This window comes from Clostridium sp. (assembly GCF_022482905.1).
In the GTDB taxonomy this organism is placed as follows: domain Bacteria; phylum Bacillota; class Clostridia; order Clostridiales; family Clostridiaceae; genus Clostridium_B.
On record NZ_JAKVOI010000001.1, the window covers coordinates 2,581,856 to 2,594,646 of the forward strand.

10 protein-coding genes are annotated in these 12,791 nt (G+C 35.0%); 1 reads left to right on the plus strand and 9 read right to left on the minus strand.

Features of this window, described 5'->3' with window-relative positions; translation table 11 throughout:
• Position 1 precedes the first annotated feature (1 nt).
• From LKE46_RS12585 to LKE46_RS12620, 8 genes are all read right to left on the minus strand, one after another.
• Positions 2 to 367, minus strand: coding sequence for a DUF1667 domain-containing protein (locus LKE46_RS12585; RefSeq protein ID WP_291722828.1), 366 nt, complete (start codon positions 365 to 367; stop codon positions 2 to 4).
• Positions 364 to 1,602, minus strand: coding sequence for an NAD(P)/FAD-dependent oxidoreductase (locus tag LKE46_RS12590; RefSeq protein ID WP_363316024.1), 1,239 nt, complete (start codon positions 1,600 to 1,602; stop codon positions 364 to 366). The genes LKE46_RS12585 and LKE46_RS12590 overlap by 4 nt, the downstream gene beginning before the upstream one ends.
• On the minus strand, positions 1,602 to 3,056 hold the full coding sequence (locus tag LKE46_RS12595) for an NAD(P)/FAD-dependent oxidoreductase (protein WP_291722831.1): 1,455 nt from the start codon (positions 3,054 to 3,056) through the stop codon (positions 1,602 to 1,604). The genes LKE46_RS12590 and LKE46_RS12595 overlap by 1 nt, the downstream gene beginning before the upstream one ends.
• Before the next feature lie 23 nt (positions 3,057 to 3,079).
• Positions 3,080 to 4,234: a glycerate kinase family protein gene (locus LKE46_RS12600; RefSeq protein WP_291722834.1), complete on the minus strand. Its 1,155-nt coding sequence runs from the start codon at positions 4,232 to 4,234 to the stop codon at positions 3,080 to 3,082.
• Positions 4,235 to 4,432: 198 nt separating this feature from the next.
• Positions 4,433 to 5,758 (minus strand): gluconate:H+ symporter, encoded by a 1,326-nt coding sequence (locus LKE46_RS12605; protein ID WP_291722837.1) that lies wholly within the window; start codon positions 5,756 to 5,758, stop codon positions 4,433 to 4,435.
• A 327-nt stretch (positions 5,759 to 6,085) separates the two neighbouring features.
• Entirely contained in the window at positions 6,086 to 6,985 is a 900-nt protein-coding gene (locus LKE46_RS12610) for an aldo/keto reductase (RefSeq protein WP_291722839.1), read from the minus strand.
• Between the two features lie 21 nt (positions 6,986 to 7,006).
• Positions 7,007 to 7,429, minus strand: a complete 423-nt coding sequence (locus LKE46_RS12615; RefSeq protein ID WP_291722842.1) for a PPC domain-containing DNA-binding protein — start codon at positions 7,427 to 7,429, stop codon at positions 7,007 to 7,009.
• A gap of 139 nt (positions 7,430 to 7,568) precedes the next feature.
• Complete coding sequence (locus tag LKE46_RS12620; RefSeq protein WP_291722845.1) at positions 7,569 to 8,723, minus strand: sugar diacid recognition domain-containing protein; 1,155 nt, start codon at positions 8,721 to 8,723, stop codon at positions 7,569 to 7,571.
• Positions 8,724 to 8,935: 212 nt separating this feature from the next.
• On the opposite strand from LKE46_RS12620, the gene LKE46_RS12625 reads away from it, so the two are divergent.
• A complete protein-coding gene (locus tag LKE46_RS12625; protein WP_291722848.1) occupies positions 8,936 to 9,832 on the plus strand; it encodes a dihydrodipicolinate synthase family protein in 897 nt (298 codons plus the stop codon).
• Positions 9,833 to 9,954: 122 nt separating this feature from the next.
• Here LKE46_RS12625 and LKE46_RS12630 read toward each other — a convergent pair whose 3' ends face one another.
• The gene (locus tag LKE46_RS12630) at positions 9,955 to 12,750 is read right to left on the minus strand and encodes a sigma 54-interacting transcriptional regulator (protein ID WP_291722851.1); all 2,796 of its coding nucleotides are present in this window, start codon (positions 12,748 to 12,750) and stop codon (positions 9,955 to 9,957) included.
• Between the last annotated feature and the right edge of the window lie 41 nt (positions 12,751 to 12,791).

Consider the following 12,791-nt stretch of genomic DNA (forward strand, 5'->3'; position numbering starts at 1 on the left):
ATCAGTTCTCCCTTTCTACATTTTTTGTTGCAATTACATCACTGCCAAGATCAAGTACATTTTTTATAATTACCCGGTTCATTTTAACCGGTGCTTTTATTGTGACTTTTTTTATTTCATCCATTACCTTGAATATATCATTTTTTGGCACTGGATTTGTAAGTCTGACACTTACAAGAGGTAGAACTCCATTTTCAACAAGAACAGATGAAGCAATATTTCTACGAGGATCCAGAATCTCCTGATGCACATATTCTTCTCCTCTTTTGCAGGATGCTCCTTCTATTGAAACCAGTTCTTTTCCTTCTACATCAGCTTCTATCTCACATCCATTTGGACATATTATACACGTATATTCCCTGATCATTTTGCCGCCACCTCTATATTATCCATAGATTTTATATCTTCCCTGTTTATTTTAAACTGGATCATTTTTGCCGGTACTGCTTTTTTCAATTTGACTGTTTTTATAACATTTCCTGACTGAGCAACCTCAATTCTGCAGTTCTTTATAGGCTTTCTTACTCTCATGGAAAGCTGAAAATCCTTCTTTCCGCTTATTTTCTGCGGTACTGTATGTCCTATATTGTCACCTGCCACAATATCTATATTAGATCTGTCAAATCCTCCTGTATTTATATATTCTTCCACTGAATCTGCAAGCCCCTCTGCTTCAAGAGACACAAAGTCAACCAGATCATGGACATGAAGCACATTTCCTGCAGCAAATATCCCTTCAACACTTGTCTGATAGTTTTCATCTACAATGGCTCCCTTTGTCCTATTATCAAGAACAACATCTGCAGCAAGCGAAAGTTCATTCTCAGGTATCAATCCAACCGAAAGAATCAGTGTATCACAGGTATAATCCTTTTCAGTTCCTGGTATTGGTTTCATCTTTTCATCAACCTTGCATACTGTAATACCTTCAAGCTTCGAATTCCCTTTAATTGCAGTAATTGTATGACTCAAATAAAGCGGAATATCATAGTCATTAAGACATTGTTCAATATTTCTTGGAAGTCCGCTGGGGTACGGTTGTATTTCAAAGACTGCCTTTACTTTTGCACCTTCAAGCGTCATCCTTCTGGCCATTATCATCCCTATGTCACCTGAGCCAAGTATTATAATTTCCCTGCCTATCATCTTGTTGTACAAATTTACATAGGCCTGTGCAACACCTGCATTATATACTCCCGAGGGTCTTGTCCCAGGAATACCAATTGCCCCTCTTGTTCTCTCCCTGCATCCCATTGCAAGTACAACTGCTCTTGCTTCATATTTCAACAATCCATTTCTGGATACAGCTGTAACAATCCTCTTGGAGGTAATATCTATAACCGTAGTGTTTGTAATATACTCAATTCCAAGTTCATCAACCTTGTCTATGAATTTCTGGGAATATTCAGGACCTGACAAAGTTCTTTTGAATCTTGTAAGTCCAAATCCATCATGAATACACTGCCTTAGAACACCACCAAGTTGTTTTTCCCTTTCAAGTATTATAATATCCGAAATACCTTTAGTTTTAAGTTCTACCGCAGCCGCAAGTCCTGCAGGTCCTCCCCCTATAATTACAACATCCTTTTTTATAACAGCCATTAATATCTCACCTTCCCAACAAACATATAAGACCCGCATCGTGAATAAACTAATTCTTTTTCCTGTTTGTGCTTTTCCTTTTCAATTATCTCCGTTATTCTTGTCTCACAGTAACCTCCCTGACATCTTCCCATCATTGCCCGTGTTCTGTTTTTGATACCAGTCAAGGAATCAACTCCAAGACAATTGTGAACAGCCTCTACTATTTCAGCCTTTGTAATATTCTCACACCTACAGACGACTTCCCCATAATCAGGATTTTTCTCTATAAGTTTTTCCTTTATATCATCACTTTGATCAGAGAATTTGACAATTCCCTTTCTCCTCGGGTTGAAATTTTCATCTTGAACAAGTTTTTCCTTCTCGCCAAATAGAGCTACCGTCCTTCTCGCAAGGGGAAGTGCACTTGTAAGTCCTGGTGATTCTATTCCCACCAGATTGATAACATTTGGCACTTCATCCCTCATTTCAAGTACAAAATCCTGCACTTCGCCTGTCTCCTTGTCTACAAGTTTAGGTCTTATACCTGAAAAATTTCTAATGAAATGTTCCTTGTTTAAATTTTTGAACATCTTTTTCCCTTCGACAATCAACTTGTTCATCACTGCAGGAGTTACTCCATAATTCTCAAAGTCTTCAACGATTTCAGAACTCGGTCCTACCAATATATTGCCGTCTACAGTTGGTGTCGCATGTGTTCCAAATCCACCTCTTTCATTGGGAGCAGGATATACCGGCATATTCATATATTTTCCTGCCTTCTTGTCAAGTACAAAATATTCACCCTTGAATCCTCTTATTGTATAACCCGGTATTCCAAGCATAGTCGATACAACTGCCGAATTCAATCCGGCCGAGTTTACGATCCATCTTGCATGATACAATCCTCTGACTGTCTTTACTTCAAATATATCGTTTTTACGATTGATGCCCAGTACCTCGTTGTTAAAATAATATTCAACTCCATTCTGCTGGGCATTTTCTGCAAGTGCTATGGTATATTCAAAAGGATTTAAAATTCCACTTGCAGGAGAATACATTGCAAATTCCCCTCCTGCACTGGGATCAAGTTCTTCTATGCTCTTTCTGTTTATTATTTTGAGTCCTTTGACTCCATTCAACTCCCCGAGTTTCTTGTACTTCAACAGACTTTTCATGTCATCTTCAGTGAAACCTATAACAAGCTTACCCGTTCTTTTAAATGGAACATCAAGTTCTTCCGCCACTCTATCAAATTCCATATTTCCCTCTACTGCACATTGCGCCTTCAAAGAACCATGCTTGTAGGTAAACCCGGCATGAAGCATGCCTGTATTTCTACCGCTTGTTTCACAGCATACATCAGGTTCTTTTTCAAGAACAGCTATATCGAGCTTGTATCTCGAAAATTCCCTGGCGATGGCATTCCCTACTACACCTCCACCTATGATTAAAATATCATATATTTTATCCAATTTATAAACACCTCCGCAGTTCTTCACATTTTACAATTATTTAGCTTTATGAGTCTGATAATATTTTCCATAGTTTTTTCTACATTTTTACTTCCATTTTCAAGGGCATTATCTAAATTTGTAACACCTTGAACAATACTGAAGATTGAATCTATACCTTTTTCATAGAGTGCTTCTATATCTTTCCCTATACTTCCCGCCAGTACTATCACAGGTTTGTCATACTTCTTGGCCATCATGGCCACACCCATTGGGGTTTTCCCATATTGTGTCTGAAAATCAATACTTCCTTCCCCTGTGAAAACCAAATCCGCAGTCTTTATATTCTCCTCAAGGTTGGAATATTTTATTACTATGTCAATACCAGCTTCAAGTTTTCCATTCAAAAATACCATGAGTCCGGCTCCAAGCCCTCCTGCTGCACCGGCACCAGGTATGTTCAATACATCCATGCCAAGTTGATTTTTGATTATAGAAGCATAATGTCTCAAATTATCATCCAGTATTTTTATCATTTCACTATCTGCACCTTTTTGCGGACCGAATACATTCGATGCCCCATTATCCCCACAAAGAGGATTGGTAACATCACAAGCCACTTCTACTTCTACCTCTTTAATGCGTTCATCAAATTCAGACAGATCTATGGAAGACAGTTTTCTCAATTCCCCTCCTCCAAATCCAATCTCTTTTCCAAATTTATCTTTCAATTTTCCACCTAATGCTTGAACAACTCCCGCACCTCCATCATTGGTTGCACTTCCACCAATTCCTATAAGCAGCTTTTTAATCCCGCGATCCAGGCATGCCTTTATGAGCTGTCCTGTCCCATAAGTTGTTGTTACGAGCGGATTCCTGTCTTCCTGATGAATTAGAGCAATTCCACTTGCGCTGGCCATTTCTATAATTCCTGTTTTACCATCTCCAAGTATTCCGTATTCAGCTTCCACTTCATTTCCAAGCGGGCCCATTACTTTTAATTTATATACACTGCCACCTGTAGCATCAACCAGAGACTGCATTGTACCTTCTCCTCCATCTGCCATAGGTATCTTTATGCAATTAATGTCCTCATCTACCCTTCTAATTCCCTTTTCCATGGCATCACATACTTCTTTTGCCGTCATACTTTCTTTAAATGAATCAGGTGCCAACAGAATATTGGACTCTTTTTTCATGTTTAATCCCTCCAAAGTTCAATCCATTGTATATTTCCCATGTTCTACATTTTGTTAGTTCTAAGATAATACTTTTTAATGAATGAAACAATATTCAGTTGCACAAACATATATCCCACCTTTAATTTGTTTTTCATTTATTTGCATAACTAACTGCTATAAAAACATCTGTTGAAACAGATGTTTTTACAATTAAAATCAGTGAACAAATATATTTAAAATAAGGACGCCGACCAGTCCGATTACAGAAAGTAAACATGTATAGCTTGTCCTTGTCTTAATTGCATCAGCTACCGACAGCCCAAAGTATTCTTTATACATCCAGAATCCCGGATCATTTACATGAGATGCAAATATACTTCCTGTAGTGGTGGCAAGTACCATCAAGCTTGGATTAACTCCCGATACAGTTACCAAAGGCACTATCAGCCCCGCTGCCGCAGTTACCGCTACAGTAGCTGAACCAAGGGCAGTTCTCAAAACGGCTGCAATAAACCATGCCAATATAATTGGTGAAAGGTTCAATCCCTTTGTCATGGAAACTATTGTATCTCCTACCCCCGATGAAACTAATACCTGCTTGAACGCACCACCTGCACCAATTATGAGAATAATCATGGCAATAGCTTTTACTGACTCACTCATGCTCTTTGCTATTTCATCCAATTTCCTGTTACATCCAAATCCGAAAGTAAATATGGCAATAATTGCCGTAATCATCAGAGCTATAGGTGCATCTCCAAAGAATTTGATATATTTTAATATTGAAGCATCCTTTGGAAACAGCAGTCCGCTGAATTCTGCAATAGCTATTAGAACTACCGGTACAAGCGCTGTAAATACACTTTTACCAAAGCTTGGCATTTCCTCATCGGTAAACAATTTGCTTGTGGTCAATCCTTCCGGTATGTTTGTTTTTGCATCCCTTATGAATTTTGTTTTTGAAAACAAAATTCCTACAATAATAGCTCCTGGAATAGCAATAATGAGTCCCAGAAGTAGCGTTCTTCCTACACTGGTTCCATAAGCCGAAGTTACAAGTGTTGGGCCAGGATGAGGCGGCAGAAAACTGTGAGTTACAGAGAGCGCTACAACTGCCGGATAACCAATATAAATCAAAGGCAGCTTTGTTTCCTTGACTACACTATAGATAATTGGTATCAATAAAATAAATGCTGCTTCAAAGAACATTGTTATTCCAACAATAAGTGAAGTTACAAGCATAGCCCATTGAACTTTCTTCATCCCAAACTTTTTAATCAAAGTAGTTGCTATACGCTGTCCTGCTCCACAATCAGACATCAACTTTCCAAGCATTGCCCCGAATGCAAGTATGAGTATCAAGCTGTTCAGCTGACTTCCGATACCCTTATACATCGCCTCGGTAACCTTTTCCAACGGCATACCTTCAAGAACACCAACAACCAGGGAAACTAATATCAATGAAATAAATCCATTAAGTTTACAAGGTATCATGAGTATTAAAAGCAATATTACTCCAATACCAACTATAACAAGCGACATGTTAAATTCCTCCCTTAAATATACTATTTATCAAAGTATTCAAAATATTAATTATTTAATAAATATTATGACATAACTTTGTAGAGATTAAGAACGTTTACTGAACATTCATTGATACCTACAAACTATGTAGAAACTCCAGTATTTAGTTTTGAATACTTTATGATTTTATTATCATGTTTTTTGACAACCGTTACAATATTCAGGTGCACAAATTTTAATCGTTATCATGAGCTTTTTTCATCTATATGCATAAATATTTTTTATAAAAAAAGAATCCAGTATAGCGGATAAACCCGCTTAAATACTGAACTCTTTTATCCTAACCTATAAAATATCAAGAGGCATCTTTCTATCAGGTTTGGGAAACAAACTTTCAAGTTTATCAAGATCATCTTTTGAAAATTGAATAGCCGCAGCCTTTGCATTCTCTATCACATGCTCTTCACGAGATGCTTTTGGAATAGCAATCACATTATCCGTCCTTATCGTCCAGGCCAGAATTATCTGAAGAGGCTTTGCATTGTATTTTGCTGCCAGTTCATTTACTGTCCTGTCTTTCATCAACTGTCTTTTCAACCTTCCTCCCTTGGCTATCGGACAATATGCCATAATGGGCATGTTATTTTTCCTATGCCAGGGCAGCAAATCAAATTCGATTCCACGTGATCCAAGATGATATAATACCTGATTGACCATACAATTGGAACCATTCCTGCAATTTACAATCTGCTCCATATCCGAAGTATCCATATTCGATACTCCCCATCTTAAAATCCTGCCCTGCTTTTTCAGTTTCTCCATACCATCTACAGTTTCCTGAAAAGGTACGTTTCCTCTCCAGTGCAAAAGATACAAGTCCAGATAATCCGTGTTCAGTCTCTTGAGACTGTTCTCACAGGCAGCAACTATACTTCCAAAACCGGCATTATGCGGGTACACCTTGGATACCAGAAATACTTTATCTCTGATTCCCCGTATTGCCTTTCCGACAAGAATTTCAGATCCGCCATCTCCATACATCTCGGCAGTATCAATGAGTGTCATTCCGAGTTCTACACCAAGTCTCAGAGCTTTTATCTCCCTATCTTCACTTGACGGATTTTCTCCCATATACCAGGTTCCCTGTCCTAATGCATGGACATAAGTTCCATCAGGCAGTCTTACCAATCTTCCTTCATTTGCACTTCTTGTCGATTCAATCTCAACTTCACTTATTGAACCCATAATTATCAATCCCTTTCCAACCTATAAATCCATAAAATTCAATCCAAATTCCCTATCAGGCGATTTTTTTATCTTCTCTCCAAGATCCGTAATAAATATTTCACAAACCAGGGATATTCTGCACTTGAATAGATGGCCTCCTATCAACCCATAATTTTTATTGCTTAAATTTATATGTGAATGAATTACAACATCATCATTTTCCAATCTTCCTATATTCCCTACAAGGCTGGTTATTTCAAGATTTTCCACAATATCCCTGCTGTCATACACTTTTTTTACCGGATCAAAATATCCCAGCTTGACTTCACCCGCAGCACCAATTGCCGTAAAGTATCCTGCTTTTATATTCTGTTCCCTGCACAATTCTGACAGTTCCTCTATTACCTCCTCTCCTTTGTTCAATTTTACAATATAAGTAGAACCAGATTTTCTGAATTTCATACTATCAGCTCCTGTAAATTTTTATTATATAACAAAATTTATATAATAATTATTCTTCTTTTTTGAAGAGGAAACAATATTAAATTAAACAAATATTAAATAATAATAGTACTTTATTTTGTCTAATTGCATAGTGAAATTAGCTTTCATTTGTTTTAAAATTAATAATAGAGCAATAAAGCCAGAATAAATCAATATATTTCTTTGGATTCATATTCGTAAGCTTGTATATTTTATTAAGACGGTAGTTTAGAGTATTTCTGTGTATAAACAATCTCCCGGATACCTTGTTCAGCTCACCATTTTCCTCTATAAATACTTTAAGCGTTTCTCTCAATTCACCATTCCTATCGTTTACAGCAAGCATATTATAGGACTCTCTCAATTCATTAACCTTCCATTTGGCATTATCCTGCGAAAACAGCATCTCATATTTTAGAAAATCAAAAACATATACATTGTCGTCGGGGTGGTTTTTTTGTCCGAACATGAGCGTTTGATTTGCTATTTGATAGGATTTATGTATGTCAGATAACTTATTGTATATTTTTCCCACCGATATTTTGACGTTGTTGTCAGTTTGTGCTTGTATTTTTTCATAAATTGTTTTTATTCTGTCTATGCAGTTTATTGTCTTGTAATGAGCATTCGGACATTTGTATATGAGAACAATAGTCTTTGAATCGATAACCGCCACAAGTGAATTCTTAAGTGTTCCCTCGAGAATTTTTACTATATTGGTCAGTAAATCCAGATCCTTCCTCTCGGAAATTTTTTTAAAATTCACTTTTACAATAAAAATTGTCATGGGATAATTATAATCCAATTTGAATTTTTTCGTATATTTTTCAAGCAGGCGAAATGATCCCTGATCATTGTTTATAAGAGATACTATCATATCCTCTTTAATTCTGTTGCTCCATTCAAGTTCCCTCATGACATATGCCTGTTCTATCATCATCTCTGCAGTCATTTTGATCAATTTGCCATAACCTATGACTTCATCTCTTTTACCTGTAATACCGATTACTCCTACGACATTATCCTGAAACTCAATAACTACATTAGTTCCCTGCTGCACTCCATTCAACTCTCTGCACTGCTTTTCATCAATACTGAATTCAGATTTTCTTTCAAGTGCAAGTACCGCACCCTCATGAACATTACCTACTCTGTTTTTATCACCGGACGCTATAATTATTCCCTTATCATTCATAATATTCACATTTTTATTGACGGCTTTCATAGTCCTCCCCACTATTCTTTCAGCAAGTTCTCTACTTAGAACCTCCATCCAACGTTCCTCCTTAAACATATATAGATAATACACCTGCAATTTATTTTATCCACAGTGTGCATATATATAAAAACATATTATTGATAACGATTAATGTTTGTGCAATTGAACATTGATATATATTTACATAAATACAATAATAAAATTGTTGGATCATTTATTTTAATACTATCATATCACAAATCATTTTAATTTTTAGGAGGAATAATATGTTAAAAGGAGTTTTTACACCAATAATAACTATCTTTGATAAAGATGGAAAATTTGACAAAGAATCAAACAGGACAATAATTGAAAAATTAATCTCAGATGGAATTTACGGTATATGCATACTTGGAACAACAGGAGAATTTTTCAACATGACCTTTGACGAGAAGAAAGAATATATAAAATTTGCATCGGAAGTCATAAATGGAAGAGTGAAGTTAATAGTTGGGACAGGCAGTACAAATTTAAAAGAAGTTATATCGCTTGGCAAATATGCAGAGGAAAATAATGCAGATGCCATATTGGTACTCCCTCCATTCTATTTTAAACTGGATGAAGAGCATATTTTTGAGTATTTTTCAATTATAGCTGAAAATACAAACCTTCCCATGATATTATACAATATACCCCAGAATACAAAAGTGGAACTATCTGCTGACCTGGTATTGAAATTAGCTGACAAGTATGAGAACATAGCCAATGGAGGTGTTAAAGATACCACACCTGCATTAGCCAATGTAAGAAGATTTGTAGAAAAAGTCAAAAGTGTTCATCCAAATTTTGCTGTTTTATCTGGGATTGACGAATATTTGATACCCAATCTCCTGATAGGAGGAAATGGTATCGTTGGCACACAGACCAACACACAGGCAAAATTACTTGTTGAAGCATACAGGACATTTCTGGATAAAAATTTTGATAAGTTACTAGAACTGCAAAAACAGATAAATCATATAATGATTGTACGCGAAATGCCACACAGCAACAATATATTGTCGACAAAAACTGCAGCAAGCATTGCTCTAGGTTTAAATTTTAATACATCTATAAGATACTACGATATAAAGGTACCTGAGGAAATTAAAGAAAAAATCCACAAAGTAGTCAAGCCTCAATAAATATAATGAAATTCAATTGGAAATTACTATAGGATAAGTTTCTATAGTAATTTTTACTTTATTCAGAACAGCATCATTTTAGTAGCATGTTTTGCCTGCTCACTGCTTCTCCAGTTTCATAACTATTCATCCCGTGTTTTATCCTTACTCAAAATAGTTAGAATATAACATACTTCATCATCATTAATACTAATCTCAAATTCATTTTCAAGTATCTCTGTAGCCTTCCTCACCTTCTTAAATAGTTTTGAGTTATTTTTTTTGAACACTTCAATATTTGTAAACTTTACTTTATCTCCATGAACACATCTATTCAGCATACAGCCTAAATGAACAATTAAATCTATCAAATCCTCTTTATGATTATTAGCAAATTTCAAATTTATCTTTTCAATAAATTCTTTTATAATTGGTATGGCAATTTCAGGATTTATATATTTCAAATATTTATTTAATAGGTCTCTTGATATTGAATAAGCATCTTCTTCATGTTCATTAATTTCTTTATTATATACATTCATATCTATAAAATTAAGAAATTCGCTTTTAAAATCATGATCCAGTAATTTATTTATAGGAAAATATGGAGCAGATATATCTAGATCCAGTGTACCGAAATATGCCAATATATCATATTCCTCTTTTATTCTATCTACATCTTTCTCCAGATCCATATAGCTTAATGTAATTACTTCTATCTGATCTCTATAACTTTTATCAAGTATTCGTGAAATCATCTCCTTGATCATCATACTGGTACCTTCGCCTGTTGCACAAACAGTCAAAATAGCCTTTTTCTTCAAACTATTATCATTAACTGGAACATTATTACTTAAGTTTACTATAGACTGATAAATTTCTTCAATACTATCCCCTTTATATAATACATTACGTGTTGCCTCTAAAATATGCAATGTGGAAACATTGGGGAATGTTTCTATCTTTACTCCTGTTTCATCCATCAACTTTTTGCCTAGATTTATCAGTGAACCCATATCTACAAAAAGTAAAATACCCTTTTCTTTGTTCATGGACAGTACCTCAGTTTTTATCTTATTATACGTATCAGGTATGGGACTTTCAAGTGGCATGTTTACTGCTCTTACAATATTCGTATTAAATAATGTATTAGAAACTTCAGCTATACTTGTAGCAGTACTTTGACCATGGCATACAATCAATATCCCCACTTTATCGATATCAACCGTGCTATTTTTATTATTTGCAAGTAAAATGGTTATAAATATTCTTTCGTTTTTGGGAACTATAACCTTAAATCTATCTTCAATTACTAAGATCAGTTTATCTGATGTTTTGTACTCATCAGGATATTTTGTTTTTATCTCAAGTTTGTTAATAAATGTATTACTTTTTAACTGGTTGTATTTGATACGTTTCAGCAGAGCATCTATATGAAAAGCGAATCCTAAAATAAGCCTGGAATTGAATTTTGTTTTGAGTTCCATTTCTGCTATGTCAATTAATTCAGACGAAACATTCACAATGGTTTCAGGTATAATTTTATAGAGTTTTCTTAAATCTGCTATATTAATTACATTATTAAAATAATGTTCTATTTCTTTGTTTATATATATATCTATATGCTTTTCATCCATACCCTCTGCCTTTAAATCGTTGATTTTCCTATCTATAAATTCATATATGTCCTTGCTGGAATTATTCAGAAGGTATGGATTGCAGGATTCTGGAGATATCGTTACATCACTTGAAAGTACATCCACATAAGCCTTATCAAATGTGCTCCCATTTTTCAAGAAATATTGTCTTATTTCTGAGTCCAACATATTAAAATCGACTTTTAATTCACCGTCATTTTTCAAGAATTCCAAGTAGGCTTTTGCACATAGAAGTTTTATTACAGAATGGACTTGTCCTATATTTCCAACTCTGAATTCAAATGAGACAAGTGCCTTCATTACCTTTGAAGCTATTTTAATGGGCTTGTTTATATTTGCCGATTCTGAACAAAAAAGCCTTTCAATAATTTCAATTTTTTCTCCGGTGTCCTTTTCCCTGTATTTTGGAAGAGTTATTACTACAGGAAATCTCCTTAAAAATGTAGAAAGAAGTATTTCATCGGGATTTTCAGTTGTAGCCGCTATTATAAGCACACTGCTTTTTCTCTTTTTTCCTGTTTCACCTAATCTATGATATTCACCCCTGTCCATGAGATAGAATAACATCTCCTGTCCATCTGAAGGAAGTCTGTGAACCTCATCAAGAAAGAGTATGCCTCCATCAGCTTTTTCTACTAGACCTATTTTATCTGCATCGGCCCCTGTAAATGCCCCTTTTATATGCCCAAAAAGTTGGGACAACAATAACTGGGGATTATTAAAATAATCAGCACAATTAAATGATATAAAAGGGAATTCTTCTTCACTCAATTCTTTTGATTTTTTAGCATACTTGTACATGGTAATGGCAAATGTAGTTTTACCAACCCCACTTTCTCCAAGTATTAAAGTGTTGAGTCCGTTTGACGGATACATTATCGCCGCTTTTGCCTGACCTATCTGAACTGCCAGGCTGTTATCCTTTCCAATTAATGAATCAAATGGATCCAGTTGTATATCTCTATTCACATTTGTTGATATAATATTCCTTATTTCATCTATGCTATATGTATCCTTTATAGCTCTTTCTTCAATAAATTGCAGAATTGTATCTCTTAATATATAGGTAACAGGTCTACTGTTTATCTTTACAAGTTTCTTTTGTTTAAAAAGACTATTTAGCAAAACGCTTCCATTATTTCTTACTATACCAAGATTATTTTGTATATCAGCCGCATCAATACCAGGCGGTTTGTTATCTTTAATATTGTTGACTAAGTTATTAAATGTAACTTTTTCTTTTATAAACCTTAAAACTAAATCAATATTCTTAATATTCAACACCCCCCTTGTACAATGTAGTTATAACATTCAATAGAATA